18 protein-coding genes are annotated in these 19782 nt (G+C 71.3%); 8 read left to right on the top strand and 10 right to left on the bottom strand.

All coding sequences use genetic code 11. The annotated features are described in order from the left end of the window. Positions 1-150 precede the first annotated feature (150 nt). Positions 151-477, top strand: a complete 327-nt coding sequence (locus ABKA17_RS47545; RefSeq protein ID WP_353698727.1) for a DUF6059 family protein — start codon at positions 151-153, stop codon at positions 475-477. 94 nt (positions 478-571) lie between these two features. Here ABKA17_RS47545 and ABKA17_RS47550 read toward each other — a convergent pair whose 3' ends face one another. The 9 genes from ABKA17_RS47550 to ABKA17_RS47590 all read right to left on the bottom strand — a co-directional run bounded on the left by ABKA17_RS47550 (position 572) and on the right by ABKA17_RS47590 (position 9530). Next, positions 572-1162, bottom strand: coding sequence for a malonic semialdehyde reductase (locus ABKA17_RS47550; RefSeq protein ID WP_353698728.1), 591 nt, complete (start codon positions 1160-1162; stop codon positions 572-574). A gap of 81 nt (positions 1163-1243) precedes the next feature. Next, positions 1244-2260, bottom strand: a complete 1017-nt coding sequence (locus ABKA17_RS47555) for a 3-oxoacyl-ACP synthase III family protein (RefSeq protein WP_502994557.1) — start codon at positions 2258-2260, stop codon at positions 1244-1246. 114 nt (positions 2261-2374) lie between these two features. After that, the gene (locus ABKA17_RS47560; RefSeq protein ID WP_353698729.1) at positions 2375-3544 is read right to left on the bottom strand and encodes a hydroxymethylglutaryl-CoA synthase; all 1170 of its coding nucleotides are present in this window, start codon (positions 3542-3544) and stop codon (positions 2375-2377) included. A gap of 3 nt (positions 3545-3547) precedes the next feature. Then, positions 3548-4609: a hydroxymethylglutaryl-coenzyme A reductase family protein gene (locus ABKA17_RS47565; RefSeq protein ID WP_353698730.1), complete on the bottom strand. Its 1062-nt coding sequence runs from the start codon at positions 4607-4609 to the stop codon at positions 3548-3550. Then, positions 4606-5700 carry a type 2 isopentenyl-diphosphate Delta-isomerase gene (gene fni, locus ABKA17_RS47570; RefSeq protein ID WP_353698731.1) on the bottom strand — a complete coding sequence of 365 codons (1095 nt, stop codon included), beginning with the start codon at positions 5698-5700 and terminating at the stop codon, positions 4606-4608. Before fni ends, ABKA17_RS47565 begins: the two co-directional genes overlap by 4 nt. Next, positions 5697-6788, bottom strand: coding sequence for a phosphomevalonate kinase (locus ABKA17_RS47575; RefSeq protein WP_353698732.1), 1092 nt, complete (start codon positions 6786-6788; stop codon positions 5697-5699). The genes fni and ABKA17_RS47575 overlap by 4 nt, the downstream gene beginning before the upstream one ends. After that, positions 6785-7816, bottom strand: coding sequence for a diphosphomevalonate decarboxylase (gene mvaD, locus ABKA17_RS47580; protein WP_353698733.1), 1032 nt, complete (start codon positions 7814-7816; stop codon positions 6785-6787). The genes ABKA17_RS47575 and mvaD overlap by 4 nt, the downstream gene beginning before the upstream one ends. Next, positions 7806-8813, bottom strand: a complete 1008-nt coding sequence (gene mvk, locus ABKA17_RS47585; RefSeq protein ID WP_353698734.1) for a mevalonate kinase — start codon at positions 8811-8813, stop codon at positions 7806-7808. The genes mvaD and mvk overlap by 11 nt, the downstream gene beginning before the upstream one ends. Before the next feature lie 264 nt (positions 8814-9077). Continuing rightward, positions 9078-9530: a hypothetical protein gene (locus tag ABKA17_RS47590; protein ID WP_353698735.1), complete on the bottom strand. Its 453-nt coding sequence runs from the start codon at positions 9528-9530 to the stop codon at positions 9078-9080. A 608-nt stretch (positions 9531-10138) separates the two neighbouring features. Here ABKA17_RS47590 and ABKA17_RS47595 point away from each other — a divergent pair. The 5 genes from ABKA17_RS47595 (at position 10139) to ABKA17_RS47615 (ending at position 17926) form a co-directional block, all read left to right on the top strand. Continuing rightward, positions 10139-12115 (top strand): FAD/NAD(P)-binding protein, encoded by a 1977-nt coding sequence (locus ABKA17_RS47595; RefSeq protein ID WP_353698743.1) that lies wholly within the window; start codon positions 10139-10141, stop codon positions 12113-12115. Next, on the top strand, positions 12112-13551 hold the full coding sequence (locus tag ABKA17_RS47600; protein ID WP_353698736.1) for a nitrosuccinate lyase: 1440 nt from the start codon (positions 12112-12114) through the stop codon (positions 13549-13551). Before ABKA17_RS47595 ends, ABKA17_RS47600 begins: the two co-directional genes overlap by 4 nt. A 352-nt stretch (positions 13552-13903) precedes the next feature. Then, complete coding sequence (locus ABKA17_RS47605) at positions 13904-15376, top strand: FAD-dependent oxidoreductase (RefSeq protein WP_353698737.1); 1473 nt, start codon at positions 13904-13906, stop codon at positions 15374-15376. A gap of 301 nt (positions 15377-15677) precedes the next feature. Beyond that, positions 15678-17432 (top strand): cytochrome bc1 complex cytochrome b subunit, encoded by a 1755-nt coding sequence (qcrB, locus tag ABKA17_RS47610; protein WP_353698738.1) that lies wholly within the window; start codon positions 15678-15680, stop codon positions 17430-17432. 137 nt (positions 17433-17569) lie between these two features. Beyond that, positions 17570-17926: a DUF3099 domain-containing protein gene (locus ABKA17_RS47615; protein WP_353698739.1), complete on the top strand. Its 357-nt coding sequence runs from the start codon at positions 17570-17572 to the stop codon at positions 17924-17926. Between the two features lie 19 nt (positions 17927-17945). On the opposite strand, the gene ABKA17_RS47620 is transcribed toward ABKA17_RS47615, so the two are convergent. Beyond that, on the bottom strand, positions 17946-18689 hold the full coding sequence (locus ABKA17_RS47620) for a GbsR/MarR family transcriptional regulator (protein ID WP_353698740.1): 744 nt from the start codon (positions 18687-18689) through the stop codon (positions 17946-17948). 231 nt (positions 18690-18920) lie between these two features. Between ABKA17_RS47620 and ABKA17_RS47625 the strand changes: the two genes are divergently transcribed. Together ABKA17_RS47625 and ABKA17_RS47630 are read left to right on the top strand one after the other, a co-directional pair. Further along, complete coding sequence (locus ABKA17_RS47625; RefSeq protein ID WP_353698741.1) at positions 18921-19586, top strand: DUF4097 family beta strand repeat-containing protein; 666 nt, start codon at positions 18921-18923, stop codon at positions 19584-19586. Between the two features lie 47 nt (positions 19587-19633). Further along, on the top strand, positions 19634-19782 hold a 149-nt coding region (locus ABKA17_RS47630), incomplete at its 3' end, for an ATP-binding cassette domain-containing protein (RefSeq protein WP_353698744.1).

The raw sequence follows: 19782 nt of genomic DNA on the forward strand, positions 1-19782 counted from the left end.
CGCGCCGCACACCTGTTGCGGCGCGCCTCTTCGTTGTGTCCCGAGGCCGTTCAAACAGCACAAGCGCGCGCCAAGACTTCTCGACCGGTCCACTAGTGAACCTTGTCAGTCTCTATAGGAAACGACGAGTGGAGGCGTGGAGGTGCAGACATGATTCGGATGCTGCGTGGCGTTCTGCGGATGCTGATCAACCGCTGCCTGCGGCCTCTGTGGCGGGGCCTGGCGTCCTACGGAGCCATGTACGTCGGCCCTGAGGCTCTACAGGCCGTGGACCCGCCCCGTTCCGCCTCGCGTTCCCAGAACCGCCTGGTGCGCTACGCGCAGAACCGGTTCCTGGTGCTGCCACCGGGTGTGGGCGGGCCGCCGCCCGCCCACCCCGAGCGGCTGCGTGAGGACGTGCCGCTGTCCTCGCAGGAGCTGTTCCTGGTTCGCGAGGTGTGGCCCGCCTACGAGGAGCGCGCCCGGGACCGCCGCTGACCGCCACGGGCACCTGACGGGCCCGTGGCAAGCGGAAAGGCCGGGTGCGGAGAGCGTGAAGCTCTCCGCACCCGGCCTTGTGTCGTGACCGGACTCAGACGGTGGTGATGACCTCGTCGGCGTTCAGGCGGGGTGCGCGCGGGAACCAGGCGTTCGGGCCGGGCCTGCCGATGTTGACGACCATCAGCGGGGTGTGGTCGTCGTCCAGGAACTCCTTCTGGACGCCGGCGGCGTCGAAGCCGCTCATCGGACCCGCGGCGAGGCCCGCGGCACGGACGCCGATGATGAAGTACGCGGCCTGCAGGGCGCCGTTGAGCACGGCGGAGGCCTCACGGGTCGGACGCTCGGCGAACAGCAGGTCCTTGACCTGAGGGAAGTGCGGGACCAGTTTGTGCAGCTCCTCGTGGAACTCGTTGTCCGTGGAGAGGATCGCCACCAGCGGGGCGGCGGCCGTCTTCGGACGGTTCAGCTCGGCCATGTGCCGCACCAGGCGCTCACGGGCCTCGGGGGAGCGGACCAGGGTGATGCGCAGCGGGCTCTGGTTGGAGGAGGTCGGGCCGTACTTGACGAGGTCGTAGATCGCCAGGATCTGCTCGTCGGTCACCGGCTCGTCGGTGAAGGTGTTCGCCGTGCGGGCCTCACGGAACAGCAGGTCCTGGGCAGCGGCGTCGAGCACGAGCGACATGGGAGGCAACCTTTCGACGGGGATGGCTGGGGGGATCGGGAACCGTGCGCCGGACCGGGGTGGTGGTGTCCGCCGGGCTGCTCACCCCCACTCCACGAGCGCGAAGCTCGCGGCCATGCCCCCGCCGAAGCCGGCCAGCAGGATCAGCTCGCCGGGGCGGAAGGCGCCGTCGCGGACGGCCGCGTCGAGGGTGATCGGGATGGAGGCGGCGCCCGTGTTGCCGTAGTGCGTGACCGTGCGGTGCATGGTGGCGCGGGGCAGGGCCAGGTCGGCGAAGACCTCGTCGAGCATGACGCCGTTGGCCTGGTGCGGGATGAAGTGGCTGATATCCGCGGCCTCGACACCGGCCTCGTGGAGGAACCCCTTGGTCAGCTGCGGCAGTTGCTCCACGACAAAGCGGCGCACCTCCCGGCCGTCCATCGCGAAGTACTGGAGCCCGGCGTCGAGACCGGCCTCGTCGAGGGGCTGACGGCTGCCGCCGCCGGGCACCTGGATCAGGTCCGACAGAGCGCCGAAGGTGTGCAGGGCGACATGCTTGACGATCGGGCCGTGGGTGGTCGGGCCGAGGACCATGGCGCCGGCACCGTCGCCGAACAGGACTACCGTGCGGCGGTCGGCCGGGTTCAGGATGCGCGAGTAGGTGTCCGCGCCGATCACCAGGGCGTAGCCGCCGCGCCGCAGGATCACGCTGCCGACCGCGGAGAGCGCGAACACGGTGCCGGAACACACCGCGTTGACGTCGAACGCCGCGGTGCTGGCCGCGCCGAGGTTCTGCTGCACATAGGCCGCCGTCGGCGGCTGCGGCCGGTCCGGTGTGGACGTGGCGACCGCGATCATGGAGAGCTGCTCGGCGGTGATGCCGGCCGACCGCATCGCGGCCCGTGCCGCGGCCGTCGCCAGATCGGACGTGGCCTGGCCGGGGGCGGCCCAGCGCCGCTCCCGGATCGCGGTCTTACGGGTGATCCATTCGTCGTCGACGCCGGCCGGTGCGCCGACCTCGTCGTTGGAGACGATCCGGTCCGGCACATAGGAGCCCGTGCCGAGAATCCTGATGTCCTTCATGGGGCTGCCGTGGGCGGCGATCGTGGCGTCTGTCATGCGGCTGCCCTCCCCTCAAGTGGTCGGTGATGGGCGGTACGTACGGGCCGGCGGTGGGCGGCCCCCGAAGGGGCCGCCCATGGTGCCGCGCGCCCGCGAGGAACTGACGAGCGGTCAGCGCGCCTGGTAGATCCGCTTGTGGCCGCTGATGCCGGCCAGCCGGAACGGTCCGGTGGTCTGCTCCGGGGTGGCGTGGTCGCCGCCGTCCGTCGGGAACTTCCACTCGTGCAGTTCGCGGTAGCCGGCGTAGTCGACCGTCCTGCGCCGGGAGATCGCCTCGAGGTTCGCCTCGGTGCGCAGGTGGTCGCGGTACCCGGCGACGACCGTCCCCGAGAAGAACTCGGCGACACTGCCGGAGCCGTAGCTGAGGAAGGCCAGCGGTTTGCCGCTCAGGTCGTCCGCCTGGTCGAGCAGCGCGGCCAGGCCCAGGTACACCGAGGCGGTGTAGCTGTTGCCGATGACCGTGTTGTACGCGGTGGTCTGGCCCAGCGCGCCCGCGATGACGTCCTTGTCGGTGTCGTAGCCGCAGTAGTTCAGCAGGTGGCGGTGGGCCTTGTACGCCATCTTCGTGAACGGCTGGTGGTAGCAGAACGCGGCGAACTCCTCGAGCGCGCGGCCGCCCTGCTCGGAGTAGTCCTTCCAGGTGCCCTCGACGGCCTGGAGGTAGGCGCCGATGGACTCCTGCCCGTCGACGAGCGCGGTGGAGAGGTAGTTGGGCCGCCAGAAGTCCATGACGTCGGCGGTGAACAGGCCCGAGGGGTCCTCGATGCGGACCAGGGCCGGGTCGACGCTGACCAGCATGGCCACCGCGGACGCGCCCTGGGTCGCCTCACCCGGGCTGTCCAGCTCGTACTTGGAGACGTCGCTGGCGATCACGAGGACCTGCTGGGCGGGGTCGCGGCGCACCAGCCCGATGGCGAACTGGAGGGCGGCCGTCGCGCCGTAGCAGGCCTGCTTCAGTTCCACGACACGGGTGGCGGAGTTCAGTCCGATCAGCGAATGGACGTAGATGCCGGCCGCCTTCGCCTGGTCGATCGAGGACTCCGTGGCGAAGACGACCGTGCGGATGCGGTCCTTGCCGTGCCGGGCGATGATCGGCGCGGCCGCCGTCGCCGCCATGGTGACGATGTCCTCGTCGGCGGCCGGCACACTCATCGACTCCTGGCCGATGCCCACGTGGTACTTGCCGATGTCGGTGCCGTTGTACTCGGCGAGCGCGGTGTGCGGCAGGACGTACTCGCTGGTCGCGATGGACAGATCGTGGATTCCGATGGATATGGACATGCCTCATACACCAACCTTTGCGGTCTTGTTGTCGCGTTCCAGTTGGACGTGCGCGCGCATGAGTTCGCCGGGGTTGGTCTGCGCCGCGAGCAGCGAGAGCTCACCGCACAGCACGGTGGCCGCGGCGAGGACGGCGAGCCGGCGGGCGTTCTCGCCGGGCGCGACGTCGGCCCGGCAGCCGAGCCGGGTCAGGTTCGTCTCGACGAAGCCGAGGCCCTTGCCGTTGCCGACCGTACCGACGATCAGGTTGGGCAGGGTGCAGGAGAAGTAGAGGTCGCCGTCGCGGTCCTCGGCCATGACGACGCCCTGCGAGCCCTCGATGATGTTGGCCGCGTCCTGGCCGGTGGCCAGGTAGAACGCGAGCAGCATGTTGGCGTAGTGGGCGTTGGCCGAGCGGATGCCGCCGGCGAGGAGGGTGCCGAGGAGGTTCTTGCGGATGTTCAGCTCGACGATCTTCGCGGCGGTGGTGTGCAGGACGTCGGCGACCACGTCACGCGGGACGAGGAGCTCGGTGACGACGTTCTTGCCGCGGCCGAGGATGCCGTTGATCGCGGTGGCCTTCTTGTCCGAGCAGTAGTTGCCCGAGATCGACCCGTAGGAGATGCCGGGGATCGTCTCCAGCAGGTGTGCGAGGAGCGCGTCGGAGGCGAGGGTGGCCATGTTGTGGCCGGAGGCGTCGCCGGTGGAGAACTCGAACCGGATGAACAGCAGGTTGGCGTTGATCTCGTGGCGGATGCCGATCAGCTGGGCGAACCGGCTGCATCCGCGCACCACTTCGCGCAGTTCGTCGATGCGGGCCTCGATGGTGCGGGCGGCGGTGAGCGCGGTCAGCGCGTCGGTGGCCTCGACGAGGACCGAGCGGGTCATCCGCTCGTCGACGAGGGTGGCGACGATGCCCTTCTCGGACAGCCGGGAGACCTTCGCGCCGCGGCCGACCGACGGCCACAGCGGGGACTCGTAGGTGGCGAGCGGGACCTGGGTCTCGGTGTTGGCGACGTTCCCCGAAATGCGGAGGGGGCCCACCCACCTCATGGGGACCCCGGCGATCGCGTGTGCTTCGGTCATCGTGTGCTTCCCGTCATCTCGGTAAGGGCGTCGATGGAGCTGGAGCGCTGGGCGAGCCGCCGCGTGTCGATGCCCCGGTCCGCGCAGAAGGACCGGAGCTCGCCGTGGATCAGCAGATCGCAGCGTGTGAGGTCGGCGGGGGTGCGGGCGCCGAGCATGGTCTGGAGGGCCGCCAACTGGTCGAGCCACGCGGAGATCTTCGCGACCAGCGCGGTGACGTCGCCGTCGAGCAGGGTGCGCAGGAAGCCCCCCGACGAGCCCACGGCACGGGCGCCGAGGGCGAGGGCGCGGGCCACGTCGAGCGGGGTGCGGACCCCGCCGGAGGCCAGCACCGGCAGGCCGACGTCCTGGGCGTCCAGCAGACAGGCGACCGTGGACTGGCCCCAGTCGTGCAGGTAGGCGTAGTCGGCGAGTTCGCGCCGGCCGTTCTCGATGCGGGCGAAGTCGGTGCCGCCGCGGCCGCTGACGTCGGCGACCCGTACGCCGAGGTTCGGCAGCGCGAGGATCGTCTCGCGGCTCAGTCCGTTGCCGACCTCCTTGACGATCACGGGGACGTCGACGGCGGCCGCGATCCGCTCGATCTGCGCCGCCCAGGCCCCGAAGGAGCGGTCGCCCTCCGGCATGGGCGTCTCCTGCGCCGTGTTCAGGTGGATCTGCAGGGCGTTCGCCTCGATCAGGTCGATGGCGGCCCGCGCGTTGTCGACCGAGGCGGTCGCGTTGACATTCGCCATGACGAACCCGTCCGGGTTCTCGGTGCGCAGCACCCGGAAGGTGTCCGCGCAGGACGGGTCCTTGAAGTAGGCGTGCATCGAACCGGAGGCGATGGCCACCCCGGTCTCGCGGGCGGCGACGGCCAGGTCCCGGTTGATGATGCCGGTCTTGGCGCTGCCGCCGGTCATGGCGTTGATGTAGAGCGGCGCCTGCCAGGCGATGCCGGCGAAGGCCGTGCCCAGGGACACCTCCGGCCGGTCGATGCCGGCCAGGGCGTGGTGGACGAACGACACCTCGTCGAACTGGTTGCGTCCGCTGTGCGCGTGCTGCTGCTCCATGGCCAGCCGGACGTGGTCGTCCTTGCGCTGAGCGCTACTCATTCTTCGTTCCCTTCAGGGGCGGGACCAAGGGGCAGGGGCAGTACTCCGGCCGCGGCCCACCGTTGCCGTACGTGCGCGATGTGGTGCGGGGCGTCGGCGTCCAGCAGGGCGATGCCGCAGTCGCCGCCCCCCGCCCCGGAGGGTTTGGCGGCGCCGCCGACGGCCTCGGCGGCGTCGCACAGCGCGGTCAGTTCGGGCGTGAAGACGCCGAGGCCGACCTCGTCGTCCAGGCGGGCCAGTTCCTGCCGGGCGCGCCGGATCTGGTGCAGCAGGCCTTCGCCGTCGCCGGCCTCGAGAGCGCCGATCGCGGCGTGCACGAAGTCGGCGGTGGTCTCCACGAACTTCTGGTGCGAGGGGGTGCCCCGCCAGGTCCTGCGGTGCAGGCCGGCCACGAGGGAGGTGGTGGAGGCGGGGTTCCCGGTCCAGCCGACCTCCAGGGACAGGCCGGCGGGCGGCGGCAGTTGCCGTACTTCGAAGCCCGGCCAGCAGGTGCGCAGCGCTTCGTCGACGCCGCGGGCGCGGGCCAGGTCGAGCACGAGGGCACGGTCGGGTGCCCGGTAGGCGATCCAGCCGCCCCAGGTGCCCGCGGCGAGGTCGCCGCCGGAGCCCTTGGGGTCGATGCGGGCCGTCGCGAGCAGGGCGAGGCGGAACCGGGCGTCGGGGGAGAGGTCCAGCCCGCAGTATGCGGCGACGGCGGCGATCGTCGCCACGGTCACCGCGCCGCTGGAGCCCAGGCCGTATTTGCGGCCGTTGTCGTGCAGGGTGCTGGTGACGGACACGCTCAACGGGGGCACGGACAGGCCGCGTTCGGTGAGCAGGTCGGCCACGGTCTCGATCGCGGTGATCACGTGGGCGGCCTCGCCGTCGTCTCCGCTCAGACGGCCGTCCTGCCAGTGCAGGCGCACGGGGCGCGGCCAGAGGTCGGAGGAGATCGCCACGCCGGTGCGGTCCGTGCCGGACACGGTGACGGTGACGTACCGGTCGACCGCGACGAGGATCGCCGTGTTGCCGGGGTCGACGACCGCGTACTCGCCCGCGATGTAGAGCTTGCCCGGGGCGCGCCGTACGACCGTGCGCGGCGACGTCATCGGTCGTCCTCGGTGAGCAGGCGGGCGCCCGGTCCGGGGCCGGTGACGTGCAGCGCGACGTCGGGGGCGGCGCCGCGGACGGCCGTGGCCACCCGGTCGGCGTCCCCGCGCCGGCACAGCACCTTGACGTTCGGTCCGGCGTCCATGGTCACGTAGGCCGCAACGCCGTCCCGCCTGAGCTGGAGCACGCTGTCGAGGACGGTCAGGGAGGCCGGTGACATGTACCGCACGGCGGGTCGGGCGGCGAGCATGGTGGCGTGCATGCCGAGCGCGTTGCGCTCCGCGATCTCGCCGACCGCGTCCAGGTCGCCGCGGGTCAGTGCCGCCCGCATGTCGACCAGGTCGTCCCTGCTGGACAGCGCCCACGGCTCGAACAGCGGTGAGGTGTCGACGGTGCGGCGCATGGCCTCGCGGCTGGACACCTCCTTGGGGCCCGCGTTGACGACGGCGACGACGAGCGCGGGGTCCAGGTCGGCGGCGGCGTCGACGGGCTCGGCGTAGGAGGTCAGGTCGTCGGTGCCGGCGTGCCAGACGGCGAAGTCCCCGAAGATCGACCGGGAGGCCGAACCGGAGCCGCGCCGGGCCAGCCGGGACAGGGAACGCGGGTCGTCGTCGAGGCCGTAGGCGGCTGTCGCGGCGACGGCGAGGGCGGCGAAGCCGCTGGCGGAGGAGGCGAGACCGGCCCCGGTGGGGACGGTGTTCTCGGTGTCGACGACGGCCCGTTCGGCGCTGCCGGCCCGCTCCCGTACGAGTTCCAGGAAGGCGGTGATACGCCGTGCGGCCTCACCGGTCGCGCGCTCGCCGTTGAAGACGACCGTGTCCTGGTCCGCCTCGGGGGCGAGCCGGACCCGGGTGGTCGTGGGGAAGATGTCCAGGGTCATCGACAGACTGTCGGTGCGGGGCAGGAACAGCCGCTCGTCGCTCTTGCCCCAGTACTTGATCAGCGCGATGTTCGGGTGCGCGACGGCGACGGCGTCCGTCGCCGCCCCGCCCGCCGCGCGGGCTCGGTCGAGCTGTTCAGTGCGCATGGGCGGCGAGCCTCCTCAGCGGAACGACCCAGGTCTGGACGGCGCCCGCGTCGTGGAGCCCCCGGGCGACCTGACTGGCCAGTTCCGGCTCGGTCAGGGCGAGGACACAGCCGCCCAGGCCACCGCCGGTGATCTTGGCGCCGAGGCTGCCCGCCCACATCGCGGCCGCGACCAGGCCGTCGATCTTCTCCGTGCTCAGTGAGGCCACGCGCAGCAGCTCGTGATAGTCCGTCAGTCGTGCGCCGAGCTCCTCGGGGGAGCCGTCGGCGAGGGCTCGCCGGGCCTCCTCGACGAGCTCGGTGGCGCGGCCCAGGAACCTCTCCTCGGCGCCCGCCGCACGCCGGAAGCCGTCCCGCAGCAGCTCCACGGCCTCCTTGGTGCTGCCCGCGGTGCCGCTGTCCGCGACGATGAACAGGCCGTCGCAGCCGATGTCCAGCTCCTCGGCCCGGCCCGCCTGGAACAGCAGCGGGGCCGCCGCGCCCACGGTCATGGCGTCGACGCCACTGGCCCGGCCGTGCGCCATGTTCTCGGCCGTCTGCACCAGGTCGAACGCCGTGGTCTCGGACAGCTCGTGGCCGAAGAGATCGGCCAGCGCCAGGACGATCGCCCGCGAGTTCGCGGCACTGGAGCCGAGCCCGCGCCCCGGCGGGATGGCCCCGTCGAGGATCACGTCCAGATGCGGCCTGCCCGGCACGCCCATGCGCTCCTTGAAGGCCGCGGCCAGCCGCTGCAGACCGTCGGAGGCCAGCGTCACCACCGCCCGCGAGGCGGAACCGGTCATGGTGAAGGACAAGCCGCCCTGGGCGTCGGAGGCGTGCGAGGACCATCCGGCGCTCGCCGTGGCCGTCAGCTGCGGGATCGGCAGCGCGAGAGCCGGGGTTCCGTACACGACCGCGTGCTCGCCCAGCAGGATCGCCTTGGCGTGGGCGCGACCGATGCCGACCGAGCGAGCCCGACGGTTTTCCGAAACCCCCTCCACTGAGGTCGGTAGCGTCAACGCACTCACTCCCCTTGTCGTTTCACGTTGTCGTTTCACGAAAGAAATTCGGGACGGACAGTTGGACTTTCAGTCACCGGGCCGCGGTACGCCGCCGCATGGCGATCTCCGTGAGTTCCTCGATGTCGAACTCCGAGCGGCAGTTCGGTGCGCCGTAGCGAGTGATCTTCCCGCGGCTCACCCATTTACGGATCGTCGCTTCCGACACCCCAACGGCGAGTGCGGCGACATTCGTGGGGACAAGCCTGTGGCGTGGCGGTTTCGTCATACCGTGACACCCTTTCGCTGTCGCTCCATGAGCCGACGCAGCGTCAGCCATTCGTGCATTTCCCAGGAATGTCCCGCCGAGCATTCGATGCTGCGGCCGCCCGGCTTGCCGCAGTCCCCCGGCGAGGCGCTGATCGTGCCGCCGCAGTCGTCCACCACGCACTGCCTGATCAGCGTCTGCGGCGACCCGGGGTCCGGGTCGATCGTGCCGCGCAGCTCGGCGACGAGACTTCCCACCTCGTCGGCGAAGTCGGCGGCCGGGGATTGCCCGGCGAGCCACTCCAGATGCCGGGTCAGAAACCGGGCCAGTTGCGGCACGGAGCGGGCCGGCGCGGTGACGCCGAGCCGCTCCACGACCATCTCCGACCAGGACTCCAACGTCGCGAGGATGTTGTGACGGGCGTCCAGCACCGAGATGTTCAGGTGGTCCCGGTTACGGCTTCCCGACACCCGCGTGGGATTGGTCCGCCGATGGGTCGGCGACACATGGTGCAGACACTCCTGATGCAGTACGGGGAGTGCGCGCAGATTGCGTTCCACCTGGCTGATACAGGAGGCGCAAAGGACGAAACCGGGGACGGCGTGGCTCTCATGAGAGTGATTTCTGGAGCACGGGTGGACCATCAACGAATCCCCTTCATGCGGCGGCTCGCCCTCCGCGACCGTGGTGCGCCGAATGGCCGGGTCGATCCGGTGACGCCTTTCTCCCGAACGTAGCGAGCGGTGCTGGAGTCCTGATACAGCCCCGTTCGCGGCCTGCCGGAGATGGCGTTGCGCCGCGCACTGCACACCGTCGCCGGCGGCCGGTGAATGCCTCTGCCATTTCTCCAGCGGATTTCCGTCCGGGGCCGAGCGTTGGTTGAGCGCCTGCACCGACGGTGGCGGAGGAAGGAGGCACTGTGGACGGTACGCATGGAGGCGAACGCGCAGTTGGCGTCGGACTCACCACAGGGCCGCCGGAGACGGCGGCCGGTCAGTATGCCCTGGACGATCCGGTGCCCTACGGCCATCCGGACACCCGGGTATCCGCCCAGCCCCGTCAGGACACGGCGGCGCACTTGGAGGTCTGTCTGGTCGGTGCGGGCCCGCGCGGTCTGTCGGTACTGGAACGGCTCTGCGCACAGGAGCGGAAGTCGCCCCGCTGGGACACCGTCACCGTGCATGTCGTCGACCCTGACCCGCCCGGCTCGGGACGGGTGTGGCGTCCCACTCAGTCCCGGCATCTGCTGATGAACACCGTGTCCTCGCAGGTCACGGTCTACACCGACGCCAGTGTCCGGATCGACGGCCCGCTGGACGAGGGGCCGAGCCTGTACGAGTGGGCCAAGTCGCTGGTCTCCCGCACCCTCGAGGACGCCCCGCGGGGCGGCTACGACGACGGGGTCGTCGCCGAGGCGCAACGGCTCGGCCCCGACTCCTACCCCACCCGCGCCCTGTACGGCCGCTATCTGACGTGGGCGTTCCAGCGGGTCGTGGCGGGCGCGGCCGCACATGTCACGGTGCGCACCCACCCCGTACGGGCCGTCGCGCTGGCGGACGAGGGGCCCGCGGGGGAGCAGACGATCGTCCTGGAGGACGGCACCCGGCTCACCGGCCTGTCCGCGGTCGTCCTCGCACAGGGCCATGTCCCGGCCCAACTGTCGGACACCGAACGCGAGTTGACCGAGTACGCCGAGAGCAACGGCCTGACGTACCTGCCCCCGGCCAACCCGGCCGACGTGGACCTGTCGGGCATCCGGCCCGGTGAGACGGTGCTGCTGCGCGGACTCGGACTCAACTTCTTCGACTACCTGGCCCTGTTCACCCACGGCCGGGGCGGCGTCTTCGCCCGCGTCGAGGGCCGACTCGTCTACCGGCCCTCCGGCCGCGAGCCGCGCCTGTACGCCGGCTCCCGGCGCGGCGTGCCCTACCAGGCGCGCGGCGAGAACGAGAAGGGCGCCCACGGCCGCTACTACCCGCGCCTGCTGACCACCGGGTACATCACCGCGCTGCGCGCCCGCGCCCCCCATCACGGTGCCATCGACTTCGCCGCCGACCTGTGGCCGCTCATTTCCAAGGAGGTGTGCAGCGTCTACTACGCCGCGCTGCTGGACGCACGCGGTGAACTCCCCGACGTGGTCGAGGAGTTCGTCGAGGCCTATCTGGAGGCCGAACCGGGCACGGACGAGGACGTGCTCCTCGACGCGAGCGGCGTAGACGTCGCCGAGCGCTGGGACTGGAAGCGTGTGGCCCGCCCCTACGGCGACCGTGTCTTCACCGACCAGGCCGCCTTCCGCGCCTGGCTGCGCGACCACCTCGACGACGACGTCCGCCTGGCCCGCCAGGGCAACGTCAGCGGACCGGTCAAGGCCGCCCTCGACGTCCTGCGGGACCTGCGCAACGAACTGCGGCTCGCCGTCGACCACGCCGGTCTGACCGCCGCGTCCCACCGCGACGACCTCGACGGCTGGTACACCCCGCTCAACGCCTATCTGTCCATCGGACCGCCGGCCCTGCGGATAGAGGAGATGGCCGCGCTCCTGGACGCCGGCGTCCTCGACGTGATCGGCCCCGGCATGCGGGTCACCCCCGACCCGGACCATCCGCTCGGCCCCGGCTTCAGCGGCACGTCGAGCGAGATACCGGACGTGCGGGTGCGGGCCACGGTCCTCATCGAGGCCCGGCTGCCCGAGATCGACCTCAGGCGCACCGCGGACCCGCTCATGAACCAGATGCTGCGCACCGGACAGTGCCATCCCTACCGCATCCCCGACGGGGACGGCACGAGCGGCGCGGACTACGAGACCGGCGGCCTCACCGTGTCCGAGCGGCCCTACCACGTCATCGACGCCAGGGGAGTGCTGCACCCGCGGCGCTTCGCCTACGGGGTGCCCACCGAGTCCGTGCACTGGGTGACGGCGGCCGGTATCCGGCCCGGCGTCGGCTCGGTCACCCTGGAGGACTCCGACGCGATCGCGGCCGCGGTCCTCGCCCTGCCCGAACTGCCCTATCCGCAGACGCAGTTGCCGACCGAGAAGGTGAGGGCGGGAGTATGAGGTCCGTATCCGCGCCCCCGGGGACGGGGAACCTCACCGGTCATCTGGACGCCGGGCTGCTCTCGCCGGTACGGGCGGGCACCCCCGTCGAGGCGGCTGTCGGCGACAGCGCCTGGCTCCAGGCGATGCTGGACGCGGAGGCGGGCCTGGCCCGCGCCCAGACCCGCTGCGGCACGGTCCCCGCACAGGCCGCCGCGGCCATCACCGCCGCCGCCCGTGCGGAACTGCTCGACGTCCGTGAACTGGCGCTGGCCGCGCGGGAGACCGCGAACCCGGTCGTGGGCCTGGTCAAGGCGCTCACGGCGGTGGTCGCCGAACGCTCCCCGCAGGCCGCCGAGTACGTGCACCGCGGCTCCACCAGCCAGGACGTCTTCGACACCGGCGCGATGCTGGTGGCCCAGCGGGCCCTGCGGCTGATCGTCGCCGACCTGCGGGCCGTCGCCGAGGCGCTGGCCGCACTCGCCGCCGCCCACCGGGACACCGCGATGGCGGGCCGCACCCTCGCCCTGCACGCCGTGCCCACGACGTTCGGGCTGAAGGCGGCGGGCTGGCGCGCGCTGGTGCTGGACTCCGTCGAGCGCCTGGAGCGCCTCGCCGACGGCGGGCTGCCGGTGTCGCTCGGCGGCGCGGCCGGCACCCTGGCCGGCTATCTCCAGTACGCCGGTGACGGCGCGGACCCCGCGACCGTCCTCGACGAACTGGGCGCCGCGTTCGCCGACGAGACGGGGCTGGCCGTGCCCGTGCTGCCCTGGCACGCCCTGCGCACTCCCGTCGCCGACCTGGGGGCCGCGCTCGCCCACACCACCGGGGCGCTCGGCAAGATCGCCGCGGACGTGCTGGTGCTGACCCGTACCGAGGTCGGCGAGGTGGCCGAACCCGCGGTCAGCGGGCGGGGCGCGTCCTCGGCGATGCCGCACAAACGCAACCCCGTGCTGGCGACCCTGATCCGCTCCGCCGCACTCCAGGTACCGGCGCTGGCCACCGTGTTGATGCAGTGCCTGCCCACCGAGGACGAACGGTCGGCCGGAGTGTGGCACGCGGAGTGGCAGCCGCTGCGGGAGGCGCTGCGACTCACCGGCGGCGCCGCGCACACCGCCGTCGAACTCGCCCGGGGTCTGAGCGTGCGCCCGGAACGGATGCGTGCCAACCTCCAGGCGACCGGCGGCCAGCTGGTCTCGGAGCGGGTCTCGGCCGTTCTGGCGCCCCGCATCGGCAGGACGGCCGCGAAGGAACTGCTCACGCGGGCCTCCCTGCTCGCCACCCGAGCCGGGCTGCCGCTGGCCGAGGTGCTCGCCGAACTCCCGGAACTGGCGGGCGTACTGAGCCGGGAGCAAGCCGCCGCCCTCCTCGACCCGGCCGGCTACACGGGCGTCGCCGGTCCTTTGGTGGACCGGGCACTGACCGCGCCGGGGCCCGGGCGAGCCCCGGCGCCCTGAGAGGACGGCCGGTGCGCGACGCCAGGGACCTGACACCCGCCGCACGCACCGGCCGTCCCACGGCCCGCCGTCCCCCTCATGACCGCTCCCCGCCGGGCGACCGCCCTGGTCGGACCCCCGGTGTCGACCTCCCTGCCCCACCCGTCACTCGAGTCCTCGTCGCGGCTGTCTCGAATGTTGCTTGAGGCGGTGTCGAACCTGGTGGCGCGAGCTGTCGTGCGGCGCATGATGCAAAGCACAACGCACTGGGGAGGCGGCCGAGTTGACGGTGGACGCACGTGTTGTGGACAGGGACAGCAACTGGGACAGGGACAAACACGGGGGCAGGAGCGGTGGCCACGGTCACGGTCTGGTGATCGGCTCCGGCCTGGCCGGGCTGACCGCGGCCCGGGCACTGACGGGCCTCATGGACCGGGTCACCGTGATCGAGCGCGACTGGCTGCCCCGCGGCCCCGGCCGCCGCCGCGGTGTGCCGCAGGCACGGCACACCCACAGCCTCATGACCGCTGCCCAGCAGGGCCTGGAGCAGCTGTTCCCCGGCATCTGCCAGGACCTGGTACGCGCCGGGGCGGTCCCCGTGCGCGTCCCCGAGGACATGCTGCTGCTCGGCCCGTCCGGCTGGCTGCCCCGCTGCGCCACCGACCTGTCGATGCTCAGCGCCGGCCGGGACCTCATCGACGCGGTGGTACGGGACCGGCTGCGCGCCGACCCCAGGATCACCTTCCTCCAGGACCACGAGGTCGTCGCCCTGGAGCCCGGCCCCGAGGACACCGTCATCGGCGTCTGGGCCTGCCGCCGCAACCGCGGACAACCCGACGGCTGGAACCCCGAGCACCTCATCCCCGCGGACTTCGTGGTGGACGCCTCCGGACGCGGTTCGCGTGCCCCCGAGTGGCTCGCCGAACTCGGTTACGCACCGCCCGCGGAGTCCGTCGCCGAGTCCGGGACCTCGTACGCGACCACCCTGTACGCGCCACCCGTCGGCCATGTCGCCGACTTCAAGAGCCTGTTCCTCATGGCCACCGCTCACGACCCGCGCCAGGCCGTGCTCAACCCCGTCGAAGGCGGCCGCTGGTCGGTGACGCTGGCCGTCGGCGACGGCACCCTGGCGCCCACCGACCACGCGGAACTGCTGCGCGCCGCCGGCACCCTGCGCCACCCGCTGCTGCACGACCTCATCGAGACGGCCACCCCGCTCGGCCCCGTCTACACCCGCGGCCGCACCGACAGCCGGCTGCGGCACTACGACAGACTGCGCCGCTGGCCCGACCAGTTCCTCGTCGTCGGCGACGCCCTCGCCGCCCTGGACCCGGCACATGGGCACGGCATGACGCTCGCGGTGGAGTCCGCACTGGTCCTGGACCATCTGCTCACCGCCCACGGCACCGCGGTCGGCATCAGCCACCGGCTGCGCCGGGCGCTCGCCCGTCAGGTCGCCCCCGTCTGGCAGTCGAGCATCCGCGCCCAGCGGCCGGTGCGGGGACTGCGCGCGAGGTTCGGCAGGCGTTACGCGTCCCGGATCGCGGCCGCGGCGACCACCGACCCGCACGCGGCGGCCCTCCTGCTCCACCAGGAGCAGACGCTCGCCCCGCCCGCGGCACTGCGTTCACGCGCCCTGCGGGCCACCCTGAGCCCCCGGCGTGATCCGGCGGCCACCGCGCCGCCCACCCTCACCCACGGCCCCGAGTCCCGCGGGCGCCGGCCCGCCGTACCGTCGGCACCCGTGATCGGGGTCTCCACCGGCTCCGCGGCCAGGCCCCGCCCCACCGGATCCTCGGCCCACTGGCCCCTCGCGGCACCGGCCGGCGAACGGCGGGGACCGTGAGGCCGTCGGGTTTCGGCCGGGTGGCGCGTAATACGCCGTCGCGGCCGAAAATGCCCAGCCATACGCTCGACGGCATGACTGCTGTGGATCAAATGACCGACAGCGAGACCCACTTGACTTCTGACATCCCACAACTCACTCGAGAAACGCTTGAGTTGGAACTTGAGTATCACTTGAGCGCGGTTGTCCCGTTCACGGACCCGTGGATAGCGTTTCAACCGCTTCAGGGCACCGGCCGGCTTGCGCCGCGGCAGGCCACGATGCCTGTCACGGACGAGCGGCGAGGGGAGGGCGCGCGGGTATGAGCACGACCGAAAGGGCGCCGCACAGTGCGCGCACCGAACCACCCAAGGGCGTGCGAGTCGCCGACTGGGTGGACGGGCGACTCGGGATCTACAATCTCCGTTTTCTGATCCGTAAGGCCTTTCCTGACCACTGGACGTTCATGTTCGGTGAGATCGCGCTCTACAGCTTCATCGTGCTGCTCCTCACCGGTGTCTGGCTCACGATGTTCTTCGACCCGAGCATGTCGGAGACGGCCTACCACGGATCGCACGAGGCGCTGCAGGGCATTCCGATGACCCGGGCCTACGAGTCCACGCTGCGCATCAGCTTCGACGTGCGCGGTGGTCTGTTCATCCGGCAGCTGCACCACTGGTCGGCGCTGGTCATGATCGCCACGCTCTGCATCCACATGCTGCGGCACTTCCTCACCGGCTCGTTCCGCAGGCCGCGTGAGATCAACTGGCTGATCGGCTTCGTGCTTCTGGTCGTGGTCACTCTGGAGGGCTTCATCGGGTACTCGCTCCCCGACGACCTGCTCTCCGGCACCGGCCTGCGCATCGCCGAAGGCGTCACGCTCGCCATCCCGGTGGTCGGCACCTACGCCACGATGTTCCTCTTCGGCGGCGAGTATCCGGGCACCGATGTCATTCCACGGTTCTACAGCCTGCACATCCTGCTGATGCCGGGCATCATCGTCGCCCTGGTCACCGTCCACCTGATCCTGGTCGTCGTGCACAAGCACACCCAGTTCCGAGGTCCGGGGCGCACCGAGAACAACGTCGTCGGTCATCCACTGATGCCGATCTACGTGGCCAAGGCGGGCGGGTTCTTCTTCCTCGTCTTCGGTGTGCTGTCGGTGATGGCGGCCATCGCGCAGATCAACCCCGTGTGGACCTACGGTCCCTATCGCTCCGACCAGATCTCCCAGGGTTCCCAGCCGGACTGGTACATGGGCTTCCTCGAAGGCGCCCTACGGGCCATGCCCGCCTGGGAGTTCGTGCTGCCGGGCGGCTACACGGTCAACATGGGCGTGCTGCTGCCGGCGGTCGTCCTGCCCACGATCATGATGGCCGTGGTCGCGCTGTGGCCGTTCCTGGAGGCCTGGGTCACCGGTGACAAACGCGAGCACCACCTTCTGGACCGGCCTCGCGAGCGTCCCACCCGTACCGCGTTCGCCGTCTCCTTCGTCGCGTTCTACCTGGTGCTGTTCTTCGGCGGCGCCAACGACATCCTGGCCGAGCGCTTCCATCTGTCCCTGAACGCGATCACCTGGTCCGTCCGGATCGGCATGTTCGTCGTCCCGGTGGTGACGTACATCGTCACCAAGCGGATCTGCCTGGCACTCCTGCTGCGCGACCGCGACAAGCTCCTGCACGGCCGTGAGACCGGACGGATCAAGCGGCTGCCGCACGGCGAGTTCGTCGAGGTGCACGAGCGTCTGGACCGCGAGCGGGAGTACTTCCTGCTGTCCCGTGAGATCCCCGAGGCTCTGCCGGCCCCCGCGACGCACGACGACGAGGGTGTGCCGAACCCGAACGTGCGCAAGCAGATGGTGCGCCACCGCATCAGCCGCTGGCTGCACGGCCCGCAGATCCCGCACCCGACCGTGCAGGAGATGCAGCACGCCGTGGAGCACCTCGGTCAGGCGCCGGGCCTGCCCTCGTCCAACGGGCACGGCTCGTCCAACGGGCACGCCTCGTCCAACGGGCATGCGGGCAACGGCAGTCGGGCCGCGGTCGAAGGACGGGAGTCCGACCAGGAAGTGCACTGACCCGGCGGCACCACGTACCGCACCGGGCCGGATACGGCGGCGCGGGTGATCAGGGGACGGTCACCCGCGCCGCCGTCGTTCCACCGCCGGCCGGCCACCCCGTCCGGCGGCCCCGCCGGAACAGCCACGGAGGCCCGATGAACCGCACGTCAAGGCAGAGGGACGCGTCCCCGGCCGAGTCCATCACCCGGGCTCGCACCGGCCTGTCCCAGGACCTGCGCGGCCGTCAGCGCCGCTATGTCACCGCGATGCTGGTGCGCACCGCCTGCGTGGTCGTGATGGCCCTCACCTGGAACCGCTGGCCCGTGGTCGCCTTCTGCGCCCTGGCCGGCGGGGTCGTCATCCCTTACGTCGCCGTCGTCGCTGCCCAGGCGGGCTGGCGTCAACAGCGGGGCGTACGGCCCGAGTTGGCGCGGCCCGTCGAGGAGCCCGCGGCCCGGGTCGTCCTCGAACCCACGCTGATCCTGCCGCCGGAGCCGGACCGGGCGGGCTGAGCCGCCCCGGCGGGGCGACTCACGCGGGGTCGTGGTCGTCCCCGGCCGCCGTCCCGGGTTTCGTGTGGAGGATCTCGCGGGCCTGTTCCGCGGCGCGCGCGATGCTCTCGGAGACGAAGTCGAGGAAGCGGGCGACGTTCTCCAGGCGCACGGCCGCCGGGGTGCCCGGGCCGAGCACGCCGACGCCCTCGCGTGCGATCTCGACGATCTGGGCGGTCGCGCGGGCGCTGGCCAGCATGGACTGGTACCAGATGTCGTCGTCGACGACATAGCGCTCGCGGCGGCGTTCGTCGCGCTCCCGGCGCACCATGCCCTGACTCTCCAGGAACGCGATCGCCTTGGACACGGACGCCGGGCTGATGTTGAGGCGCTCGACGAGTTCGGCGGCGGTCAGGCTGCCGCTGTCGGTGAGGGTGATGCACGTCATCACGCGCGACATCATCGGGGGCATGCCGGAGCCCGTCATGACGGCGTTGAACGTCTCCTCGTACGCGCGCACCGCCTCGGCGTCGCGCCCGTGAGCCTGTCGAGGCGCCTGCGGGTCCCGCAGCGCGGTCCGTCGGCGGCGGTGGGCGCGGCGCTCGGTGGCGCGGTGGGCGACCTCGGCGCGGTAGGCGGTGGGGCCGCCGTTGCGCATCACCTCGCGGGTGACCGTCGAGGTCGGACGGTCCAGGCGCCGGGCGATCTCGGCGTAGGCGAGGCCGTCGGCCAGCCCCAGCGCGATCTGCTGACGTTCCTGCTGGGTGAGTCTGCCTCCCGGCATCGCGGTCTCCTTTGTGCTGCGTGAGAGCTCCAGCATAGCGTTCACCTTCATTCCATTGCAACGACTCGACGCTTAACGTTGCGTTTTCTTCGAGAGTCACTGCAACGAAATATACGCTCTGAGCTGCGTTGATTCTCTAAGGACGCAACGAGCTTGTTGCCTAAGTCGTGAATGCAACGTAGCTTTTCGTTCATCGGAAACGACGAAGACAACGAGTCGCAGGAGACAACGATGCAGAAGTTCACCACCCCGGCCGCCATCACCACCGTCCTCGACATCCCCGCCGGACGCATCCAGCTGATCGCCGCCGACCGCACCGACACCACCGTCGAGGTCCGGCCCGCCGACTCCGCCAAGAGCCGGGACGTGAAGGCCGCCGAGCAGATCACGGTCACCCACACCGACGGTGTCGTGCGCATCGCGGCCCCGGACGCGAAGAAGCAGCTGTTCGGTCCCTCGGGTTCGGTCGAGGTCACCGTCCAGCTGCCCGCCGGCTCCCACGTCCGGGCCACCGCGGCCTGCGGTGAACTGCGCGGTGTCGGACGGCTCGGCGACGTCACCGTCGACAGTGCGCAGGGCCCGGTCAAGCTCGACGAGGCCGCCGGCGCCCGACTCACCCTCCAGGACGGGGACATCACCATCGGCCGCCTCGGTGGCGACGCCGAGATCAGCACCCAGAGGGGCGACCTGACGGTCACCGAGGCCCTGCAGGGCACCGTCACCCTGCGCACCCAGTCCGGCGACATCTCGGTCGGTGCCGCCCGCGGCGTCTCCGCGAGCCTCGACGCCGGCACCGGATACGGCCGGGTCGACAACTCCCTGAAGAACGACGGCGCCATCGAGCTCGCCCTGCACGCCACCACCGCCCACGGCGACATCACCGCCCGCAGTCTCTGACCACCGCCGACAGCGACCACCACGGTCCCCGACAAGGAGCACTCCTCATGACCAGCTTGGCCATCACGGCGAACGGTCTGCGCAAGTCCTACGGCGACAAGAGCGTCCTGGACGGCATCGACCTGCACATCCCGGCCGGCTCGGTGTTCGCGCTGCTCGGCCCGAACGGGGCGGGCAAGACCACCACCGTGCAGAT

The organism is Streptomyces sp. RG80 (assembly GCF_040446465.1).
Lineage (GTDB): Bacteria > Actinomycetota > Actinomycetes > Streptomycetales > Streptomycetaceae > Streptomyces.